This is a genomic window from Alphaproteobacteria bacterium (assembly GCA_033344895.1).
GTDB lineage: Bacteria > Pseudomonadota > Alphaproteobacteria > UBA8366 > Aestuariispiraceae > Pacificispira.
The window spans coordinates 1,635,912-1,655,272 of the sequence record JAWPMN010000001.1 but is presented as its reverse complement, the minus strand read 5'-3'; the positions used below and the strand labels follow the sequence as shown (position 1 = coordinate 1,655,272).

Genomic DNA, 19,361 nt, shown 5'->3' with positions numbered 1-19,361 from the left:
GGGTGCAGGAATGGGGATTAAATCCTGTCCCGTTGCGATCCACAGGCCAGCATGATCGGGTCTCAGACCTGTGGGCAAAGACGGGGTAAGCTGTGAGTCCCCTTGTCCTGGCTGATCTGCGCGGAACGGGAGTCATGGGGATGAGTGGCCCGTGACAGGGATACCATCCACAGGCAGACTCGTTCCGATGGCAGTTATCCCGATGCGCATAACCGACGGGTCACTCTTCGGGTCAGCGGGGATGGTGTCCGGGATTGCACCAACCCGGCAGTTTGTCCCATAAACTGTGCACAGGTTTTCGACAGGGTTACTCCCCAATGACCGATGGCATGCGTGACATTCAGCTTTACCTCGTTTCGGACTCGACCGGCGAGACGGTTCAGGCGATCGCCCGGGCCTGTATCGTCCAGTTCGAGGATGTCGAAGGCGTAGAGCATCACTGGAACCTGGTACGCAGTACCACGAAGGTCGACCAGATTCTGCAGAAAGTCTCGGAATCGCCGGGGATCGTACTGTTCACCTTCGTCAATCAGGAACTGCGTCGCCATCTGATGGACGGCTGCCGGCAGCTGCGCGTGCCGTGCATTTCGGTGCTGGATCCGTTCATCAACGCCTTCGAGAATTATCTGGGGGAGCCGGCACGTCAGCAGCCGGGGCGTCAGCATGCGCTGGATGCGGATTACTTCAGCCGGATCGATGCGATGCAGTTTGCCCTGACCCATGACGACGGGCAGGGGCTCTGGAATCTGCACAGCGCCGATGTGATCCTGACCGGCGTGTCGCGCACGTCCAAGACGCCGACCTGCATCTATCTGGCGAACCGCGGCATCAAGGCAGCGAATGTGCCCTTCGTACCGGGGATCGGCCTGCCCGAGGAACTGCTGGGCATGACCGGCGCGAACGGGCCGCTGGTTGTCGGCCTGACCAAGGATCCCGCCAGCCTGGTACAGATCCGCAAGAACCGGCTGAAGATGATCGCGGAGGATGACGAAACGGACTATGTCGATCTGGAAACCGTGAAGAAGGAAGTCATGACCTGCCGCCGGATCTGCCGTGAACGCGACTGGCCCGTCATCGATGTATCGCGCCGTTCGATCGAGGAAACGGCGGCGGCGGTCATCCAGCATTATGACCGGCGTCTGGAAAACCGAAACGGGGGACCGGGAGGGGCGGCATGACCGTGGGTTCGGCGACCGCCATCGGTCAGTCCAAGACCATCGTCCTGGCTTCGGGCAGCCGCACGCGTGCCGATCTGTTACGGGGGGCGGGCCTTACCATCGAGATCGATCCGGCCAATGTGGATGAGGATGCGGTCAAGGAATCGCTGCGCGCCGAAGGAGCCAGCGCCGCCCAGGTCGCGGAAGCCCTGTCCGATCTGAAGGCACTGAAGGTCAGTCAGCGTCATCCCGGCGCCTTGGTCATCGGTGCCGATCAGACCCTGGACTGTAACGGCGTCTGGTTCGACAAGCCGCCGGATCTGGATCATCTGCGGGGCCATCTGGAAGCATTGAGTGGCCAGCGTCACAGTCTGTTTGCCGGTGTGTCCGTGATGCAGGACGGCCAGCGTCTCTGGGGGCTGGTGGAACCGGCACATATGACAATGCGCCGGTTGAGCCCCGATTTCATCCGCCGCTATGTCGATGCCGTGGGCGAAGACGGGCTGGGATCGGTCGGCGGATACCGGTTGGAAGGGCTGGGCGCGCAACTGTTCAGCCGGGTCGAGGGGGACTATTTCACCGTTCTGGGTCTGCCCTTGCTGGCGCTTCTGGGTTTCCTGCGACAGAACGGGGCCATCACGTCATGACCGGATCGAATGCCGGACCCGTTGCCGGTGTTGTCGGCATGCCCGTCGCGCAGTCGCTGTCGCCGGTCCTGCATGGCACCTGGCTGAAACGCTTCGGTCTGCCGGGACGCTACGAGCGCCGGGAAATCGCGCCAGAGCGTTTCGAATCCGATATGACCAGCCTGCTGCAGGATGAAGGCTGGGTCGGGATGAATGTCACCGTGCCCCATAAGGAGGCGGCCTTTCGCTTCTGCGACCGGCTCGACCAGGCCGCCCGGCGTCTAGGTGCCGTCAACACGGTGGTGCGCCTGCCTGACGGGACGATCGAAGGGCGGAACACCGATCTGTACGGCTTTCGCCGCAATCTGGAGACCGCGGCAGGATGGGGTCGGATCGGACGGGGGTCGGCAATTGTCCTGGGTGCCGGAGGGGCGGCCCGTGCCGTGGTGGCGGCCCTGCAGGATCTGGGCTTCCAGGAAATCCGCATCGTCAACCGCACCGTCGCCCGGGCCGAGCGACTGGTCGAGGAATTGTCGGAAGCCGGCTCGGCAAGGCTGATTGCGGCCACCGCGCCGGACCTGTCGGATTGCGATCTGCTGGTCAACACGACGAGTCTCGGCATGGCGGGGCAGCCGCCGCTGGAAATCGATCTGACCGTCCTGCCGACATCCGCCTTTGTCACCGATATCGTCTACAAGCCCCTGGAAACCGGGCTTCTGGCCGCCGCGCGTGCACGTGGCAATTCGACGGTCGACGGTCTGGGCATGCTGCTGCACCAGGCGGTGCCGGGGTTCGAGGCGTGGTTCAACCCGCCGGAAACGCCGCAGGTGGACGATGATCTGCGCCGGGTCGTTCTGGGGGCGATGGCAGCATGATCGTGATCGGCCTGACCGGATCGATCGGCATGGGGAAAAGCACGGCCAGCGCGATGCTGCGCGGGCTGGGCGTGCCGGTTCATGATGCCGATGCGACGGTGCATCGTCTGACCGGTCCGGGCGGTGCGGCAGTCCCCGCCATAGAAGCCGCCTTTCCCGGGGCCACGAAGGATGGTGCCGTGGACCGGGCGGCGCTGGGCCCGAAAGTGTTCGGCGACCCGGCCGCGCTGAAGACACTGGAGTCGATCCTGCACCCGATGGTTGCGGCGGATCGCGACGGATTTCTGAAATCCTGCATGCTGCACGGGCGGAGGGCCGCTGTCCTGGACGTGCCACTGCTGTTCGAAACCGGTGGCGAGCGCCTGTGCGATCTGACCATCGCGGTGACCGCGCCGCTGTTCATTCAGGCACAACGGGTTCTCGCCCGGCCCGGCATGACGCCGGAAAAACTGCGGGATATCCGCGCACGCCAGATGCCGGAAGGGGAGAAACGCCGCCGCGCCGATATCGTGATCTGGTCGTCCCTGGGCCGGCGACCGGTCTTGCGGGCGCTGGAGAACACCCTCAAAATGCCGGTTGTCGCCCGAAACCGTTGGAGAAATCCGCATGCGTGAGATCTGTTTCGATACGGAAACGACAGGCCTGGACCCGGCCGGGGGTCACCGCGTTGTTGAAATCGGCGGGGTCGAGCTGATCAATCGTGTCCCGACGGGCGAGACCTACCATGTCTATCTGAATCCGGAACGCGACATGCCGGTCGAGGCCTTCCAGGTTCATGGCCTGTCCGAGGCGTTTCTGGCGGACAAGCCGTTGTTTCAGGATGTGGTCGAGGATTTCCTGGCCTTTGTCGGGGACGCCAAGCTGGTGATCCACAACGCGGCCTTCGACATGAAGTTCCTGAATGCGGAACTGAAGGCCTGCGGACGTCCGACCCTGCCGATGTCGCAGTCGATCGATACCGTCGCCATGGCGCGCGAGAAGTTTCCCGGCGCGGCGGTCAGCCTGGACGCGCTGTGCAAGCGCTTTGCCATCGACAATTCGGCGCGGACCAAACACGGCGCCCTGCTGGATGCCGAGTTGCTGGCCGAGGTCTATATCGAACTGACCGGCGGGCGCCAGACGGGCCTGACCTTCGGCGATGACGGGCCGTCGCAAGGCACGTCCAGGGCCGCTTCCCGCGTCACCACGATCTCTGACCGGCCGGTTCGCGAACCCCGTCCGCACGCGCCCAGCGCCGAGGAAGAAGCCGCCCACAAGGCCTTTCTGGAAAAGATCAGCAACCCGCTCTGGACCGCCGCGGAATAGAGCTTCCCCTTCCTGTGAGTTCCTGCGGGCGCGGGAACCTTGGCGATCCTAACGCGGTGCGCGGTCACCGGATCTTGCGCAGCCAGAGCGAGGTTTCCGGCACATCCTCCCAGATCGGGATCTGCGCGATGGGCCCGTTTTTGATGACGGCGTGGTGGCGTGTGGCGATCCAGCGGCTCGACCAGACCGGCTCCACCGCTCCGCCCGCCATCAACGCGGCCACCGGCAGCTGCTCGTTATAGCCGCGCCAGGTCCAGGATTCCGGATAGGGGTCGGGCAGGAACATGTCGTGGACCTGGATGAAGACCCCGGCCGGCAGGGACGGCACGATGCGACCCAGCAGGATATCCACATCGCTGCCCGGCATGGCGATATGGCTGGAATCGATCATCAGGAAATCGCCGGGCGCCAGATCCGCGAATTCGGACATCGGCACGTCCTGCAGCGGCATGCGGTGGAAGCTGACGCATTTCAGATGTTCCAGATCGGCACGCGGATCCGGATCGACGGCGCGGATTTCCGTTTTCAGCCCGTCATCCCGGATCGCGGCGGCGGCGAACCGGGTCGAATGGCCGCTGCCGATCTCCACGATCCGGCGCGGCCGGTGCCGTCGGACCAGCAGATAGGTCGCCAGCGCATCAAGGCGGGGAAACCAGACCTGCTGCCAGCGCGGTGACGGGGGCGCCGGCCAGTTGAACCGGTCCGCCAGGGACAGGATCAGATCGTCCGGCACGTCCAGGAGGTCCAGAAAATCGCTTTCCCGATCCCGAAACAGGTCCTCGACGAAGGGAAAGGCGGCGCGTTCCGCCCGGGCCGGAATGCCGGCCGCGTAGCGGTAAGGGATGAAGTATCCGCGCTTCGCGAGGCCGAGCACGGTCGGCAGACCCAGCGTCAGCCGGCGCAGCAGGGGGGAGGAGCCGTACATTGCCTCCGACCTTCCTTTCCGTCCGGGGTCAGGGGCGCATCATCATGCCTTCGCGGGCGACGACGCTGCCGGGCCGGGCCTCGTCCACCGCTTCGGCGATGTCGTCCATGAATTCGTCGTCATGGGTCGGTTCGTGATGGAACAGCACCAGTGTCTTCACGCCCGCCGCATCGGCGACCCGGACCGCCTCTTCCCAGGTGGAATGTCCGAACCCGACGAAACGGGGATATTCCTCCTCGGTATAGGTGGCGTCATAGATCATGATGTCCGCACCGCGCACGAGGTCGACCACGGTCTGGTCGCGGCCTTCCGGATAATGTTCGGTATCGGTGATGTAACAGATCGACCGTCCGTCGAATTCGATGCGATAGCCGCAGGCGCCGTTCGGATGGTTCAGCGGCGCGGTGCGCAGGGTAATTCCGGTCCCCGGTGTCAGGGTGTCCCCGGCTTCGAAATCGTGGAATTCGACATTGGCGCGGAAGGTTTCCGGCGGCACCGGGAACAGCGGCGCCTGCATCATGTCGGACAGGGTTCCCTTCAGTGTACGGTCCGGCAGCAGGTTGCCCGCCCAGACGCGCGGATTGTTGCCGGGGATGTGGAACGGCACGAAGAAGGGCAGGCCGATGATGTGGTCCAGATGCGTATGCGTCAGGAACAGGTCGATATCCTGCGGCCCTTCCTGTGCGATTTCCCGGCCCAGCTTGCGCAGTCCCGTTCCGCCGTCAAAAATCAGGCGCTGACTGCCGCACATCACCTCGATGCAGGAGGTGTTGCCGCCATATCGCATCGTATCCGGTCCCGAACAGGCAATGCTGCCCCGGGTCCCCCAGAACTTCACGAAGAATTCCGGGCGTCCCTGGTCGCGCGCCATGGCAATCCCTCTTTATGCTTCCCCGGACCGTGCTCCCCCGGGGGAAATTGTCGATACCGCCCTCGCTTCCGCGCGGCGGGACATGCCCCGATCCGGATGCTATAGCGGGTATCTGAGGAACGCAAACCATGTGCCGCCCCACCGCCCGGTGACGCCGGCGGCTTTCCGACCGGACGGAACGGAGTTTCACAATCATGACCGATGGCCCGGTGCCCGGACCGCAGATGCGCGACGCGCGCAGCGACTGGACAGGCATTCTGTTCGGATTGTGTGTTGCGCTGCTGGCCGCCTATCAGCAGCTCAAGCTGCCGCCGGTTCTGCCGGAAATGCTGGATCGTTTCGATTACGGACCGGAACTGGCGGGCGGTTTCATGTCGATCTTTGCGGTGATCGGTCTGGGGCTTTCCGTCAAGATCGGTCAGGCAATGCAGCGCCAGTCGACGGCCGCCTGGCTGGTCGCGGGCTGTCTGCTGGCGGTGCTGGGTGCCGCGCCGATCCTGACCCTGCCGGAAAATGGATGGGCCGTGCTGGCGGGCCGGGGGCTGGAGGGCATGGCGATGGCGATTCTGGCGGTCGCCGGGCCGACCCTGATGACCCGCAACGCCGCACCCCGACACCTGCCGATTGCTGCGGCGCTGGCGGCGACCTGGATTCCCCTCGGCGGGCTGGTCGCCACTTTGATCGGCCGGGCGGCGGAGACCCTGCTGCCGGGGGATGCGGTCTGGCCCAGCGTCTGGTGGGGCGGCATCGTGATTGCCGTGACGATCGCCGGCTGGACGCTGTGGCTGGCCCGCGGCGACGGGCGGCGGCTGGCCCTGCCGACCGCGCAGGGCGGGGCGCCCGATCTGCCGCCCGAGGCGCGGCGGGGCATGATGCTGGTGGCCCTATGTTTCAGCTTCTGGGCGCTGCAAAACATCGCCGTCCTGAGCTGGCTGCCGGAATATCTGGTGGCCGACCGGGGCATGGATCATGCCCGGGCGAAGGAATTCTACGGCCTGACCGTTGCGGCGATCGCGGGCTGCAATCTGTTCGCCGCGATCCTGCTCAAATCGGGCCTGCCCATCGCCCGGCTTCTGGCGGTGGTTCTGGCCGGGCAGGTTCTGGTTCTGCTGCTCGGCCCGCTGGCCGGGACGGACTGGACCGGGGTGCTGGTCTTGCTTGCCTACGGATTTTTCGCGGGCATCACGCCGACCTGCCTCTTTGCGCTGCCGGGCCGTCTGCTCGGCCCTGGCGGTACCGGCACGGCGGCTTTCGGCATGCTGATGGCGGGACGGAATCTCGGTGTCCTGGCCGGCCCGATCGTGATCGGCTGGGTCGGCGGCAGCGTCTGGGGCTGGTCCGGCGGCTGGTGGACGGCCGCCGCGTCGACCCTGTGCGCGACCCTCGCGGCATTGGCCATTCACCGCAAGATACGGGCATCCGGCCGGATGTCGCGCGGTTAGCCGCGGCTAGGGAACCAGCTTGTAGCCGCCCGGCTCCGTGACCAGGATTTCCGCATTGGACGGATCGCGTTCGATCTTCTGACGCAGCCGGTAGACATGGGTCTCCAGCGTATGGGTGGTGACCCCGGCATTGTAGCCCCAGACCTCACCCAGAAGCGTGTCGCGCGATATCACCTTCATGCCGGCGCGATAGAGATACTTCAGGATCGCGGTCTCCTTTTCCGTCAGGCGCACCTTCCTGTTCTTGTCTTCCTCCAGCAGGAGTTTTTGTGCCGGGCGGAAACTGTAGGGGCCGATGGCGAAGACCGCATCCTCGCTCTGTTCATGCTGGCGCAGCTGGGCCCGCAATCGGGCCAGCAGCACATTCAGCCGAAACGGCTTGGCGACGTAATCATTGGCGCCGGCATCGAGGCCCAGAATGGTGTCGGAATCGGAATCATGGGCCGTCAGCATCAGCACCGGGCATTTCACCCCGTTGCGCCGCAGCAGCCGACAGGCCTCCCGCCCGTCCATGTCGGGCAGGCCGACATCGAGCACGATCGCGTCGAAATGATGCTCCTTCGCGGCGGCGATGGCATCACCGGCCGACCCGACCTGGACCGTTTCGAATTCTTCGTGAAGCTGTAGCTGTTCCGCCAGCGACTGACGCAGGGCCTCGTCATCGTCGCATAAAAGGATTTTCTTGCCGCTCATGGTTCTCCCGATATGCCGCTGTGCGGTCCGCCATTGCCGGTAGTCCGCGATATCGCCGGACATTAACACGATGCTACCGTGACTGGGAAAGTCACGAAATGGGGAATATCGGACCGACGAAAATGGCACGGGGATTGCTTGTATTGCCTGCGGAGATGGAGAGAGAGGCGTGTCATGACCCAGCCACAGACGGAATCGTCGTCCTGGTCCCTGTTTTCGGCCGGTGCCGCGGCGCAGAACAATACTGCGATCCGCCGCGGCCGGCCGGAGGAAGGGCAGGAACAGATCCGTTTCGCCGCGGCCCTGTCCCGGGCTTCCAACCTACCGGGCGCCCATTCGTCAGGCGGTCGAACCGAAATCAGCGAAAGTGCCGGCAACGATGTCTACGCCCGTTTGCCCAGCCGTCCCGAAGAACGTGACAGCGGCGAGGCACCGGTCGGCATTCGCAATGACAATTTCTTTGGCGAAGACGGGTTCGGGATTGCCGACCTGATCGATATCGTCAATCCGCTGCAGCATATTCCCGGTGTTTCCACCGTCTACCGTGCCATGACCGGCGACGAGATCAGCCAGGGCGCCCGCCTGGCCGGCGGAACACTGTATGGCGGCCCTCTGGGCTTTGCGTCGGCGCTGGCGGACAATGTCAGTGAGGATGTGACGGGCCGGGATGTGACGGGATCGGTCCTGGCCGCCTTCAGCGATGACCCGTCGGATACCGGCAGTACAGTGGCGCAGGCTGAAGAGCCTGCAGCGGCCGACCTCGCGGCGATTGCGCCGGCCGCGGGACCGGCTGGACCGAACGCGGATCCTGGCAATGTCGCTGCCCTGCAGGCCGCGCTGCAGTCGCCCGCACCCGCCCAGCGCAGCCAGGCGAGCCCGCTGATGGCGGCGCAGCCGGTGGGGTCGCCCTTTGCGGCTCAGCCGTCCGGCAATTCTCCGATGGCCGTCCTGCATCCGCCGGGCGCCCCCGCTATCCTGCAGACCGGTCCGGCCCAGCCGGCGCCGTCCGCATCCGCGCCGGACTCCGCGGTCACCGCGGCGGCCCAGGGCGTCCCCAACCTGTCCCCCGAAGCGGCGAACGTCCTGATGCGGATGGCCCAGCAGCCGCAGGCCGGCCATGCCCCGCGTGCGCCGATGTCCGGCCCGCCGCCCAAGATCGTGACCGCTCCGGAAATGGCGGCGGCACCCCTTCCTTCTCCCGCTCCTACTCCCGCGCCCGCCCCTGCCCCGGCGTCGGAGCCCTCCACGGCCTCCGCGACCGCCGGAACGGGGCGTGCCCGGACCCAGTCCGCCGCGTTTTTCGATCCGGTGCCGACCGAGGATCTGCCGGCCGCCATGATGGAGGCCTTGCAGAAATACGAATCCATGAAGCAATAGAAGCGGAGTTCCCGGTGAACGGCCTTTGCGGAGGGAATCGTGACGGAAATCCTGACCGATGGGGCGCGGCTGATCCTGCCGGATGGTGTCGGCGTGCCCTGTGCCATGGGGCGCAGCGGACTGATCGACGCCGCGCGGAAGTCCGAGGGCGACGGCGCGACACCGATCGGGCGGTGGCGTTTGGTGCAGGTCTATTACCGACCCGACCGCGTCGACCCGCCGGAAACCGGCCTGCCGACGGCAGCGCTGCAGGAACGGGATGGCTGGTGCGACGATCCGCGCGATCCGGCCTATAACCGGCACGTCCTGCGGCCCTACCCCGCTTCCCACGAGGCGATGTGGCGCGAGGACGGGCTCTACGACCTTGTCGTCACCACCGACCACAACAGCGACCCGGTCATCCCCGGTGCCGGAAGCGCCATCTTCCTGCATTGCCGGAATCCGGAGGGGAAGCCCACGGCCGGCTGCATCGCGCTCGACCGGGCGGATCTGCAGGATCTGTTAAGCCGCCTCGATGGTCCTGCCTGGCTGGACATCCGCCGGAAGCTGTGACGATTCAGACGGGTTTCGGGCGGGCGCCGAAGATCGCGCTGCCGACCCGGATATGGGTCGCGCCAAAGCGGATGGCGGTTTCGAAATCGGCACTCATGCCCATGGACAGACCGGTCAGGCCGTTCCGTTCAGCGATTTTCGCCAACAGCATGAAATGCGGCGCGGGCGGTTCGTCGACCGGCGGAATGCACATCAGCCCCTTGACCGGCAGTTCGAGCACGTCGCGCGCTTCGGCAATGAAGGCATCCGCCTCCTCGGGCAGAACGCCCGCCTTCTGCGGTTCCTCGCCGGTATTGATCTGCAGGAAGACATCCGGTTGGCGCCCCTGACTATCCGCTTCCCGTGCAATGGCCTTAGCAATCTTCGGCCGATCGACGGATTCGATGGCATCGAACAGGGCGACGGCATTCTTTGCCTTGTTGGACTGCAGCGGACCGATCAGGTGCAGGATCGTGTCGGGAAAGGCCTCGCGCAGGGCGGGCCATTTTCCCTCGGCTTCCTGCACCCGGTTTTCACCGAACAGACGCTGACCGGCATCCAGAACCGGACGGATCGCGTCGGCATCGAATGTCTTGGACACTGCGACCAGCCGGACGGAGCCCTCCGGTCGCTCGGCGTCCCGTTCCGCCCCGGCGATGGTGTCCAGAACCTTCCGATACCCGTCGATCGCACCCATGGCATGCCTCCGATTTCCGTTGATTCTCCGACATTCCCGACGGCGCGGGACCGGCGCCGGGCGAAGAATTTGCACTCCGCCGTGACGATGGCCATAGTGCGCGTCGCCCAAACCGCCGTCCAGCCGCGAGCCCTTACATGCCGCCTCCGCCGCTACATATCCAGAGCCAATTGAAACAGGCTTTCGACAGTTTGAATGCCGGCCGGTTCGACGAGGCGCGTCGTGTTGGATCGGCCATCCTGAAATCCATGCCGAAAGAGCCGAATGCCCTGTATCTGATGGGGGTTCTGCATCATCGCAACGGCGATCTGAAGGAAGCGGCGCGGTATTTCGAAAAAAGTCACAACGCCGATCGAACCAGTGCCGCGGCGCTCAGCGGCATGGGTATCGTGCGGATCGACCAGCAGCGCTTCGGCGAGGCCGTGAAGATCTTCGAGGATCTGCGCCGCAAGATGCCGCGCGAACCGGTGGTCCTGAACAATCTGGGCATCGCCTATAAGGGGCTGCAGCGGTTCGATGCCGCGATCCCCGCCTTCGAAGCGGCTCTTTCCGTCCAGCCGAATTACGCAGAGGCCTATGCCAATCTGGGCGGGCTGCTGACCTCCCTGGGCGAAACCGGGCGGGCGCTGGAGATCCTGAAGCGTGGTTTGCAGCGCTGCCCCGGCGATGCGTCCATTCGCCTAAACCTGGCGGATGCCCTGAATTCGGAAGGGGATCTGAATGGTGCCCTGGCCGTACTGCGCGAAGCGGTCCAGGCGGTTCCGGGCGACCGGGAACTGCGCCTGCGATTGGCGTCCATTCTGGTCAATAAGGGCGCGTTCGACGAGGCGCGCGGCCTTCTGAAGGCACTGATCGCGGAAAATGGCGATGATCCGACCGCGTGGTTCGATTACGCCGATTTGGTGGAGGCGCGCCCTGACGGTGGCGACCTCAGTCCTTCCGACTATCGTGCGAAAGGGCTGGCAGCGTTCCGGCAGCAAGGTCCTTCGACGGACGCGCCGCCGATTCTGGCGCAGCGCATTGCCCAAGCCTGTGAAGCGGAGGGCGACTATGATGCAGCCTTTCGTTTCTACAGCCGCGCGCAGTCGGCGTTTAAGGCCGGTTTGAAAAGTGTCGGAAAGGAATATGACCGATCCGGCACCGCGTCCCTTTATGACAGCCTGATGGACGTATTCGGCGACTGGCCACCCCCGGATGCCGCAGAGTTTCCGGCAGACAGCGCGCGGGGATCGCGGCGACCGATCTTCATCGTCGGCATGCCCCGATCCGGGACGTCGCTGCTGGAGCAGGTTCTGGCATCCCATTCGCAGATCGCCGGTGCCGGGGAACTGATGGATATCCCGCGCCTGATTTCGGACCGCTTGCCGGCGGATGGCGACCTTGCGCGCATGGTTGCGGGTCTGACGGACAGCGAACTGGAGGCTATGGCAGCCGCCTATCTGGAGGCCCTGGACGGCGTTGATGCCAATGCCCGGCACGTCACGGACAAGCTGCCGGTCAATTTCGTGAATGTCGGATTGATCCGTCGGCTGTTTCCGAACGCGTTGATCCTGAACACCGAACGTCACCCCCTGGATGTCAGCTGGTCGATCTATGTCCAGAAATTCGGCAGCGATCTGTTGTTCGATCATGACCTGAGCGATATCGGCCACTATTACCGCCAATACGATCGGCTGATGCGCTTCTGGCGCGACTGGGATTCGGCAATCGTTCCGGTCCGTTATGAGAGCATGGTGTCCGACATGGATGCCACGGTGATGCCGGTCCTTGACCGGCTCGGCCTTGATTGGGATCCGGCCATGGCGAAGTTCTTCGAGACCGATCGCGATGTTCTGACGGCCAGCCGATTACAGGTGCGCCGACCGATCTACAAGAGTTCCGTCGCGCGGTGGAAGCGCTTCGACGGGAAGCTGGGGCCGCTTTTGTCCGAACTGGGAGACCTGCCGGACCGTTACGAGGAGTCGCTGTAGTCATGTCCATCTTTGACAACGGCGGGAACCGGCCCGCCTTCGCCGATATCATCGCTCCGATGACGACCGAGACGTTCTTTGCGGAGTACTACGACAGGAAACCGGTCCATATCCCTGGCGGTGCGGACAAGTTTGCCGGCCTGATGGATTGGGACATCCTGACGCGGCTGCTGAACAAGACGGCGATCTGGAGCAGTCGATCCCTGATGCTGATGGCCGATCGACAGCCCGTCCCGGCCCGGGCCTATTGCGAGGATGTCGAGGACCGGGCCGGGCACCCGGTCCTGCAGCCGGTGCCGTCCAAGGTAATGGAGTTCCTGCGCCAGGGCGCATCGCTTGTGGCGAACGATATCGACACGCTGACCCCGGAACTTAGCGCGGTCGCCGATGCGTTCGAGGCGGCCTACGATGGCAAGACGCAGGTCAATCTGTATTGTTCCTGGAAGCAGCGGCAGGCCTTCAATTCCCATTTCGACACGCATGATGTCTTCGCCCTGCATGTCGAGGGCGAAAAGGTCTGGCGTGTCTACAAGACGCGCATGCCCCACCCGATCCGCCATCCGCGGCATCAGAACGACGCCTATGGCGAGGCCGCGCATGAGCAGCAGCGCGGCGAGGTGCTGATGGAAGTGAAGATGACGCCGGGGGATATCCTGTACCTGCCGCGCGGCTGGTATCATGACGCGCTGGCGGCCAGCGGTGGAACCGTCCATATGGCGTTCGGCGTGACCAGCGTCATTGGCCTGGATGCGATTGGAGCCCTTAGCGATTTCGCGGTCGAGGACGAGGCCTTTCGATTGAACCTGCCACGGTCGGCGCAGGGCCCGGAGGCGTTGTCATCGGCGCTCGCCGAATTGGGCGACAAGTTGCAGGCCCTTTCGCGGAATCCCCGGCTGCTGGCCGCGATCCAGGCGCACCAGGCCGGTTTCCGCAACAACCGCATGGGGTTCGATCTGCCGGTCGAGACGGCTGAGAAGCGTTTCGTCCGTACCGGTCCGGGGTTCAAGGTCGTGCGTCAGGGCGGTCGGGCCGCACTTGTCGGGCCGCGCGGTGCGGTTCCAATCCCGCCCGGTCGGGAGAAGATCGTCGAATGGGTGGTCGGTCGGCCCGGTTTTGACAGGGGTGACTTCCTGGACGCTCACGGGTCGGTGGCAACGGCGGATCTGGACCGGCTTCTGGCCGAGCTAATCGGGATGGGTGTTCTGCGGCAGGAGAACTGACCGACAAGGCGCCGCGCACCCGCAGTGCGGCGCAGCAATTCCCGCGCGGGCCGATCAGCGCTAACGCAAGGGAAAACCTGCAAGAAGACGGCTTGTTGCAATCTTGTCACAGGGTTGGCGGAATAGCGGGCAAGTCCTTGCGCATTCATTGCGTTTCATTCGAACACATGGTTGAAGATCGTCTATCACGTTGCCGTCGTGTGATATCGCATGCGCGAATGATGCGGCGGCGGCAAAAAGGACATGGGTCTAAGAAGCCGCATGTCGGGGACCACAAAATAGGCGACTAGCCTGGTCTGATTTGGAGGTATGAAATGAAGAAAGTTCTGTTGACCACGTCGGCGCTGGCCGGTGCGTCCCTGCTGACGGCTGGCACTGCGGCGGCTGAAGCCCCGGTGATGACGTTCTCGGGTGCTCTGGCTTATGAAATGGTTGCGTTTGGCGGCGACCAGGCTGATGCCGGTACCGGTTTCAACGTGACGGCGAACGAGCAGCAGTCCGAGCTGGTTTGGGACGCGCGCGGTTCGGCTGACAACGGCCTGAACTACCGTGCGAACATCCAGTGGCGCTGGGCCAACGGCGGCGCCGGTGGCAACGCTGGTACGTTTGACGAAGCGTGGATCGACTTCACGGGCGGTTTCGGTCGTCTGTTCATCGGTGGCGAAGACGGCGTGTCCGATCTGGTTGCCGGTACGTCGGGCCACACGGTTCAGGTTGGTACCTGGGGTACGGACGGCAACAACGCGCTGCGTCACGTGAACTTCCTGGGCATGGCCACGGGTCTGCACTACTACGCGTCGCATGCCGGCATGACGTCGGACGCGAACAAGATCGGCTACATCACGCCGAACTTCGGTGGTTTCAGCGCCGGTGTTTCGTACTCGCCGAACTCGACGTTCCTGCAGGCGCAGGGCACGAACAACGACGGTAATGCGAATGCGTTCGAATTCGCTGCCGGTTGGTCGGGTTCGTTCGGTGACGTGACGCTGGGTGTTGACGGTTCGTACGGCATTGCCGACGACCAGTCTGGCGTGAACGGTACCGACAACGAAGACGTCCGTGGCTACATGGTCGGCGGTACGGTTGGTTTCGCTGGCTTCCAGATCGCGGGTGCGTTCCTGGACAACGGCGACTCGAACTGCGTGAAGACGGTTGTGAACTGTGACGCGGGTGACGGCTGGAACGTCGGTGCGTCGTACAACTTCGGTCCGGGTGCAGTCTCTGTGATGTACCAGAACTCGGAGAACGACACGGACGGCAACGGCCGGGACGACGAAGTGTCGATCCTGCACGCTGGTGTGAACTACAACATCGCGGAAGGCCTGTCGGCTCACCTGAACGGTTACTGGTTCGACCTGGAGAACGAGTCGGGCTCCGGCGTGGCTGCGAACTCCAACGACGCGACCGTCGTTATCCTGGGTACCCGCGTTACGTTCTAATCGCGGAAACCCAATGGGTTCGGGAAGGGGCGGCTTCGGCCGCCCCTTTCTTTTTTGACCCGGGCCTGGGTCCGGCGCGATGCGCCGGGCTTGCCGGGGTTCGAAAATTTCAGTACCTAGGACGCAAGTATCCGGAACAACGGACCGGTGGTTGGAAAAATGCGGCGCCTTCGATTTGTGTTTCTCGCTCTGGGCCTAGCTGGCCTGACGGCGTGCGATGGTTTCAAGCCCAACGAGGTGGAACGGGACCCGCTGACCCGCGCGATGCGTGAACAGGGCAGCATTTTCGGGGAATCGATCACCATCGGTGGTGATGGCCCTGCCGGAGCCGGCGGGCCAGGCGGTATTGCCGTGAACGGATATTTGTGGCGGGCCTCACTCGATACGATTGCCTTTTTCCCGATGGCGCAGGTCGATGCCCATGGCGGCGTCATCATCACTGAATGGTACGCCCTGCCTGAAGCCCCGAATGAGCGCTACAAGCTGCAGGTTTACATCCTGAATCGTGAGCTGCGCGCCGATGGGGTGCGGGTCTCATTGTTCAAACAGGTTCAAAATTCCGCCGGTGCCTGGACAGACGCGCCGATCGCGGAAGGCTCGGCCGCCCGTATCGAGAATGCGATCCTGACCCGCGCCCGCCAGCTGCGCATCGACAGTCAGGCCATTCTGAATTGATCCGCCCGCTGCGCGTGGGGAATCTCGTTTCGAGGGTGTAACTATGCGGCGAACCGGTTCCATCATGGCGACAGCAATCAGCCGGCGCACGGTTCTTGCGGGTGGCGGCGCTCTTGCCCTCGTATCGATGGCAGGTTGCGGTTTTCAGCCTGTCTATGGGACCGCGTCGCATGATGCCAGCCACGACACCATGCTGGATCTCGCGGCGACCAAGATCGGGATCATCCCGGACCGGGAAGGGCAGGTTTTGCATAACCTGCTGCTGGACCGGTTCAATCCCACCGGCCGGCCGGTGAAGCCGCTCTATGTGCTGACAACGAATCTGGACATCTCAACGCGGGATCTGGGTGTTCAGCTGGATGCGACGACCACCCGATCGGAAGTGCAGGTTCATGCCACCTCCACCTTGTCCGCCTTTGAAGAGAGCCATTCCTTCTCGGCGCGGGCAGTTGCCAGCTATTCGACGTCGGAGTCGGATTATGCGGCGCTGGTGGCGGAACGTGACGCCATTCAAAGATCCCTGCGGGTGATCGCCGACGATCTGCGCCTGCAGGTCGCGACATTCTTCGAGAAGCGCCGACTGGTCCAGGGCTGAGGCACGGCAATGGTTAAGGTTTCCGCCGGCGCCATAGACGGGTTCGTCCGCAAGCCGCCGCCGGAAATCCGGGCGGTGTTGTGCTATGGGCCGGATTCGGGTTTGGCGCGGGAGCGCCTGACGGCGATGGCCCTGACCGTCGTTCCGTCGCTGGACGATCCGTTCCTGGTGGCCGATCTGAATGCCGATGCCATAAAATCCGATCCGGGTTTGCTGGGTGATGAGGCCGCGGCCATCGCGATGACCGGCGGGCGGCGGGTCGTGCTCGTGCGGGATGCGGGCGATATGGTCGGCGACGTATTCGCGTCCTTTCTGACCGATCCGGTCGGCGATGCCCTGATATTGGTTTCCGCCGGGGATCTGGCGGCCAAGTCCAAGCTGAGGAAGGCCTTTGAGGCAGCGGAATGCGCCGCGGCCCTGCCCTGCTATCTGGATGAGGCCGGGGGTATCGATCGCCTGATCGACGAAGGGCTGCGGCCGATGGGTGTCAGGATCGACCGGGAGGCCCGTCATTATCTTGTCGATCATTTGGGATCCGATCGCGGCGTCAGTCGGTCCGAGATCGAGAAACTGGCGCTTTACGCCGGGCCTGACGGACATCTGGACATAGAGACCGTAGCCACACTGATCGGCGACAGTTCGGTATCGACCATGGATGACGTGATCTATTCCATGGTCGACGGCGAATCCGGGGCGTTGGATCGGGCGCTGGATCTGGCGGCCGAGGAAGCGGTTGCGCCGGTGGCCCTGCTGCGGATGGCCGGCAACCACATGCTGCGGGTGCGGCGGGTACAGGACATGATCGCGTCCGGCACGAACCTCCAGGGCGCCATGGCCGGCCTGCGCCCGCCGGTCTTCTTCAAGGTCAGACCCCGGTTCGAGGCCAGCGTGAAGCGCTGGTCGCCGATAGCGGTCAATGAGGCCCTGACCCTGCTGCTGGAGGCGGAGGCCGCGTGCAAGCGCAGCGGCGCGCCGGATTGGGTGCTCTGTCACCGAACCCTGCACCAGGTCGGCGCACTGGCCCGGCGTCAGGGCGGACGGCGACCGGCCCGTCGCTGACGCTTACATTTCGACGATTTCGGCCTTGGCGGGGACGCCGCCGCGATTCAGACGTTCGATCACATCGTCGAGCTGATCGAAATTCTCGAAGGCAATGCTCATGCGTCCGGATTCGCCCCCGCCCTTGAGTTCGATGCTGACCGTCATGCCGAGCATATCGGATAGGCTTCGCTCCATCGCGACGGTGTTCGGATCCTTGTCCGCCGATGCGTCGGATGCGATCTCGGCAGTCTTGGCGCTGCCCTCGATCCGGCCCTTCAGCTTGCGCATGCCGCTTTCCGTTCGCGAGGCGCTGGGTTTCGAATCCTGAACCAGCTTTTCCGTCTGGCGGACGTTCAGTCCCTTCTTGACGATGTCCTGGGCCAGGGCCTCCGCATTCGGGGCGCCGAGCAGCGCGCGGGCATGGCCGCTGGAGATCAATCCGTCGTCGAGCAGGCTCTTCAGCTCCTCCGGCAGGCTTAACAGGCGCAGCATGTTGGCGACATGGCTGCGGCTTTTGCCGACGGCCTTGGACAGCGCGTCCTGGGTATGGCCGAATTCCTCGATCAGGCGCTGATAGCCTTCGGCCTCCTCCAGCGGGGTCAGGTCCTCGCGGTGAATATTCTCGATCAGTGCGATCTCGAGCGTATCGGAATCCGACAGCTCCTTGATGACCACGGGCACTTCATGCAGCTGGGCCCGCTGCGCCGCGCGCCAGCGACGCTCGCCGGCTACGATTTCATAGGCGTTGGCGTCGTCGGGATGGGGCCGAACCAGCAGTGGCTGGAGCACGCCCTGCTGGCGGATCGAATCCACCAACCCGTCGATTGCGGCCTCGTCGAACCGCTTGCGCGGCTGGCTTGGATTGGGGCGCAGGAATTCGATCGGCACCGTCTTCGAGGTGCGCACGGCCGGTTCGCTGTAGCCGCCATAGGCCGCATTGCCGCCCATATCGCCCTCTTCGCCGAACAGGGCGGACAGGCCCCGCCCCAGGCCGCGCTTGCGTGTGTCTTCCGCTGCTGCCGTCATGCCGAAACCCTCCGTTCGCGTTTCAGGACCTCGCTGGCCAGGTGGATATAGGCCTGGGATCCGCGGCAATCCATGTCATAGAGGATGACCGGCTTGCCATAGCTCGGCGCCTCGGAGACCCGGACGTTGCGCGGAATGACCGTCTCGTAGACCTTGTCGCCCAAATGCGCGCGCACATCGGCGGCGACCATGTCGGACAGGTTGTTGCGGCGGTCGTACATGGTGAGGACGACGCCCTGGATGTCGAGCCGCGGGTTGAAGGCCCGTTTCACCCGCTCGATCGTGCCCATCAAATGGCTGAGCCCTTCCAGGGCGTAGAATTCGCATTGCAACGGCACCAGAACCGAATCCGCGGCACAAAGTGCATTCAGCGTCAGCAGTCCGAGCGCCGGCGGGCAATCGATCAGGACATAATCGTATTCCGTGACCGCGCCGCGCAGGGCCTCGCGCAGGCGAAATTCGCGGCGGTCTTCCTCGACCAGCTCGATTTCGGCGCCGGAGAGATGGATCGAGGCCGGCACGATGCTGAGCCCAGGGATTGTCGTGGCGATGGCGGCGGCCTCGGCCCGTTCCCGACCGAACAGAAGATCGTAGGAACTGAGTGCGCGATCCCGCCGGTCGATTCCCAGGCCGGTGGACGCGTTTCCCTGGGCATCGATATCGACGATCAGAACCTTCTTCTCGCAGGCGGCCAGAGCCGTCGCCAGGTTGATGGCGGTGGTCGTCTTGCCGACCCCACCCTTCTGATTTGCAATGGCCACAATCCGGGCTGTGCCGTCGGCGCGGGGCCGGGTTAGTTTTTCGGGCAACTTCGCATACATCGGCGCAATTCCTTCCATGCTGTGCCAACGTCGCGGCGTAAGTCGCATTGCGCATGCGCCGCGGCGGCCCGCTTT

20 protein-coding genes are annotated in these 19,361 nt (G+C 64.3%); 14 read left to right on the top strand and 6 right to left on the bottom strand.

Annotation, left to right across the window (positions count from 1 at the left end; genetic code table 11):
* Positions 1-317: 317 nt before the first annotated feature.
* From R8L07_08085 to dnaQ, 5 genes are read left to right on the top strand one after another with little or no spacing between them, the layout of a single operon-like run.
* The gene (locus R8L07_08085; GenBank protein ID MDW3205492.1) at positions 318-1,178 is read left to right on the top strand and encodes a pyruvate, water dikinase regulatory protein; all 861 of its coding nucleotides are present in this window, start codon (positions 318-320) and stop codon (positions 1,176-1,178) included.
* Positions 1,175-1,804, top strand: a complete 630-nt coding sequence (locus R8L07_08080) for a Maf family protein (GenBank protein ID MDW3205491.1) — start codon at positions 1,175-1,177, stop codon at positions 1,802-1,804. The genes R8L07_08085 and R8L07_08080 overlap by 4 nt, the downstream gene beginning before the upstream one ends.
* Complete coding sequence (locus R8L07_08075; GenBank protein MDW3205490.1) at positions 1,801-2,658, top strand: shikimate dehydrogenase; 858 nt, start codon at positions 1,801-1,803, stop codon at positions 2,656-2,658. The genes R8L07_08080 and R8L07_08075 overlap by 4 nt, the downstream gene beginning before the upstream one ends.
* A complete protein-coding gene (coaE, locus tag R8L07_08070) occupies positions 2,655-3,272 on the top strand; it encodes a dephospho-CoA kinase (GenBank protein MDW3205489.1) in 618 nt (205 codons plus the stop codon). Before R8L07_08075 ends, coaE begins: the two co-directional genes overlap by 4 nt.
* Entirely contained in the window at positions 3,265-3,963 is a 699-nt protein-coding gene (gene dnaQ / locus R8L07_08065) for a DNA polymerase III subunit epsilon (GenBank protein ID MDW3205488.1), read from the top strand. Before coaE ends, dnaQ begins: the two co-directional genes overlap by 8 nt.
* Before the next feature lie 64 nt (positions 3,964-4,027).
* Here the strand turns inward: dnaQ and R8L07_08060 are convergent, their stop codons facing one another.
* A complete protein-coding gene (locus tag R8L07_08060; GenBank protein MDW3205487.1) occupies positions 4,028-4,888 on the bottom strand; it encodes a class I SAM-dependent methyltransferase in 861 nt (286 codons plus the stop codon).
* A gap of 28 nt (positions 4,889-4,916) precedes the next feature.
* A complete protein-coding gene (locus tag R8L07_08055; protein MDW3205486.1) occupies positions 4,917-5,759 on the bottom strand; it encodes an MBL fold metallo-hydrolase in 843 nt (280 codons plus the stop codon).
* A 194-nt stretch (positions 5,760-5,953) separates the two neighbouring features.
* Here R8L07_08055 and R8L07_08050 point away from each other — a divergent pair, with 194 nt between their 5' ends.
* Entirely contained in the window at positions 5,954-7,201 is a 1,248-nt protein-coding gene (locus tag R8L07_08050; protein ID MDW3205485.1) for an MFS transporter, read from the top strand.
* Positions 7,202-7,207: 6 nt separating this feature from the next.
* Here the strand turns inward: R8L07_08050 and R8L07_08045 are convergent, their stop codons facing one another.
* A complete protein-coding gene (locus tag R8L07_08045) occupies positions 7,208-7,894 on the bottom strand; it encodes a response regulator transcription factor (GenBank protein MDW3205484.1) in 687 nt (228 codons plus the stop codon).
* A gap of 174 nt (positions 7,895-8,068) precedes the next feature.
* Here R8L07_08045 and R8L07_08040 point away from each other — a divergent pair, with 174 nt between their 5' ends.
* Positions 8,069-9,271 carry a hypothetical protein gene (locus R8L07_08040; protein ID MDW3205483.1) on the top strand — a complete coding sequence of 401 codons (1,203 nt, stop codon included), beginning with the start codon at positions 8,069-8,071 and terminating at the stop codon, positions 9,269-9,271.
* A 39-nt stretch (positions 9,272-9,310) separates the two neighbouring features.
* Complete coding sequence (locus R8L07_08035; GenBank protein MDW3205482.1) at positions 9,311-9,823, top strand: L,D-transpeptidase family protein; 513 nt, start codon at positions 9,311-9,313, stop codon at positions 9,821-9,823.
* A 4-nt stretch (positions 9,824-9,827) separates the two neighbouring features.
* Here R8L07_08035 and R8L07_08030 read toward each other — a convergent pair whose 3' ends face one another.
* Positions 9,828-10,499 carry a YggS family pyridoxal phosphate-dependent enzyme gene (locus R8L07_08030; protein MDW3205481.1) on the bottom strand — a complete coding sequence of 224 codons (672 nt, stop codon included), beginning with the start codon at positions 10,497-10,499 and terminating at the stop codon, positions 9,828-9,830.
* A 137-nt stretch (positions 10,500-10,636) separates the two neighbouring features.
* On the opposite strand from R8L07_08030, the gene R8L07_08025 reads away from it, so the two are divergent.
* The 6 genes from R8L07_08025 to holA all read left to right on the top strand — a co-directional run bounded on the left by R8L07_08025 (position 10,637) and on the right by holA (position 17,457).
* Complete coding sequence (locus R8L07_08025; GenBank protein MDW3205480.1) at positions 10,637-12,469, top strand: sulfotransferase; 1,833 nt, start codon at positions 10,637-10,639, stop codon at positions 12,467-12,469.
* A gap of 2 nt (positions 12,470-12,471) precedes the next feature.
* A complete protein-coding gene (locus R8L07_08020; protein ID MDW3205479.1) occupies positions 12,472-13,689 on the top strand; it encodes a cupin domain-containing protein in 1,218 nt (405 codons plus the stop codon).
* A gap of 314 nt (positions 13,690-14,003) precedes the next feature.
* On the top strand, positions 14,004-15,128 hold the full coding sequence (locus R8L07_08015; GenBank protein MDW3205478.1) for a porin: 1,125 nt from the start codon (positions 14,004-14,006) through the stop codon (positions 15,126-15,128).
* A gap of 159 nt (positions 15,129-15,287) precedes the next feature.
* On the top strand, positions 15,288-15,803 hold the full coding sequence (locus R8L07_08010) for a DUF3576 domain-containing protein (GenBank protein MDW3205477.1): 516 nt from the start codon (positions 15,288-15,290) through the stop codon (positions 15,801-15,803).
* A gap of 64 nt (positions 15,804-15,867) precedes the next feature.
* On the top strand, positions 15,868-16,398 hold the full coding sequence (locus R8L07_08005) for a hypothetical protein (GenBank protein ID MDW3205476.1): 531 nt from the start codon (positions 15,868-15,870) through the stop codon (positions 16,396-16,398).
* A 9-nt stretch (positions 16,399-16,407) separates the two neighbouring features.
* Entirely contained in the window at positions 16,408-17,457 is a 1,050-nt protein-coding gene (holA, locus tag R8L07_08000) for a DNA polymerase III subunit delta (GenBank protein ID MDW3205475.1), read from the top strand.
* A 3-nt stretch (positions 17,458-17,460) separates the two neighbouring features.
* On the opposite strand, the gene R8L07_07995 is transcribed toward holA, so the two are convergent.
* Positions 17,461-18,465, bottom strand: a complete 1,005-nt coding sequence (locus R8L07_07995; GenBank protein MDW3205474.1) for a ParB/RepB/Spo0J family partition protein — start codon at positions 18,463-18,465, stop codon at positions 17,461-17,463.
* The gene (locus R8L07_07990) at positions 18,462-19,286 is read right to left on the bottom strand and encodes a ParA family protein (protein MDW3205473.1); all 825 of its coding nucleotides are present in this window, start codon (positions 19,284-19,286) and stop codon (positions 18,462-18,464) included. Before R8L07_07990 ends, R8L07_07995 begins: the two co-directional genes overlap by 4 nt.
* Positions 19,287-19,361 lie beyond the last annotated feature (75 nt).

What these genes read in the sequence shown, in the direction of transcription:
- R8L07_08025 (MDW3205480.1), top strand. Translation starts at nt 10,637, where the DNA reads ATGCCGCCTCCGCCGCTACATATCCAGAGCCAATTGAAACAGGCTTTC.
- coaE (MDW3205489.1), top strand. Translation starts at nt 2,655, where the DNA reads ATGATCGTGATCGGCCTGACCGGATCGATCGGCATGGGGAAAAGCACG.
- R8L07_08085 (MDW3205492.1), top strand. Translation starts at nt 318, where the DNA reads ATGACCGATGGCATGCGTGACATTCAGCTTTACCTCGTTTCGGACTCG.
- R8L07_08005 (MDW3205476.1), top strand. Translation starts at nt 15,868, where the DNA reads ATGGCGACAGCAATCAGCCGGCGCACGGTTCTTGCGGGTGGCGGCGCT.
- dnaQ (MDW3205488.1), top strand. Translation starts at nt 3,265, where the DNA reads ATGCGTGAGATCTGTTTCGATACGGAAACGACAGGCCTGGACCCGGCC.
- R8L07_08075 (MDW3205490.1), top strand. Translation starts at nt 1,801, where the DNA reads ATGACCGGATCGAATGCCGGACCCGTTGCCGGTGTTGTCGGCATGCCC.
- R8L07_08055 (MDW3205486.1), bottom strand. Translation starts at nt 5,759, where the DNA reads ATGGCGCGCGACCAGGGACGCCCGGAATTCTTCGTGAAGTTCTGGGGG.
- R8L07_08040 (MDW3205483.1), top strand. Translation starts at nt 8,069, where the DNA reads ATGACCCAGCCACAGACGGAATCGTCGTCCTGGTCCCTGTTTTCGGCC.
- R8L07_08020 (MDW3205479.1), top strand. Translation starts at nt 12,472, where the DNA reads ATGTCCATCTTTGACAACGGCGGGAACCGGCCCGCCTTCGCCGATATC.
- R8L07_08060 (MDW3205487.1), bottom strand. Translation starts at nt 4,888, where the DNA reads ATGTACGGCTCCTCCCCCCTGCTGCGCCGGCTGACGCTGGGTCTGCCG.
- R8L07_07995 (MDW3205474.1), bottom strand. Translation starts at nt 18,465, where the DNA reads ATGACGGCAGCAGCGGAAGACACACGCAAGCGCGGCCTGGGGCGGGGC.
- R8L07_08080 (MDW3205491.1), top strand. Translation starts at nt 1,175, where the DNA reads ATGACCGTGGGTTCGGCGACCGCCATCGGTCAGTCCAAGACCATCGTC.
- R8L07_08045 (MDW3205484.1), bottom strand. Translation starts at nt 7,894, where the DNA reads ATGAGCGGCAAGAAAATCCTTTTATGCGACGATGACGAGGCCCTGCGT.
- holA (MDW3205475.1), top strand. Translation starts at nt 16,408, where the DNA reads ATGGTTAAGGTTTCCGCCGGCGCCATAGACGGGTTCGTCCGCAAGCCG.
- R8L07_08010 (MDW3205477.1), top strand. Translation starts at nt 15,288, where the DNA reads ATGCGGCGCCTTCGATTTGTGTTTCTCGCTCTGGGCCTAGCTGGCCTG.
- R8L07_08030 (MDW3205481.1), bottom strand. Translation starts at nt 10,499, where the DNA reads ATGGGTGCGATCGACGGGTATCGGAAGGTTCTGGACACCATCGCCGGG.
- R8L07_08050 (MDW3205485.1), top strand. Translation starts at nt 5,954, where the DNA reads ATGACCGATGGCCCGGTGCCCGGACCGCAGATGCGCGACGCGCGCAGC.
- R8L07_08015 (MDW3205478.1), top strand. Translation starts at nt 14,004, where the DNA reads ATGAAGAAAGTTCTGTTGACCACGTCGGCGCTGGCCGGTGCGTCCCTG.
- R8L07_07990 (MDW3205473.1), bottom strand. Translation starts at nt 19,286, where the DNA reads ATGTATGCGAAGTTGCCCGAAAAACTAACCCGGCCCCGCGCCGACGGC.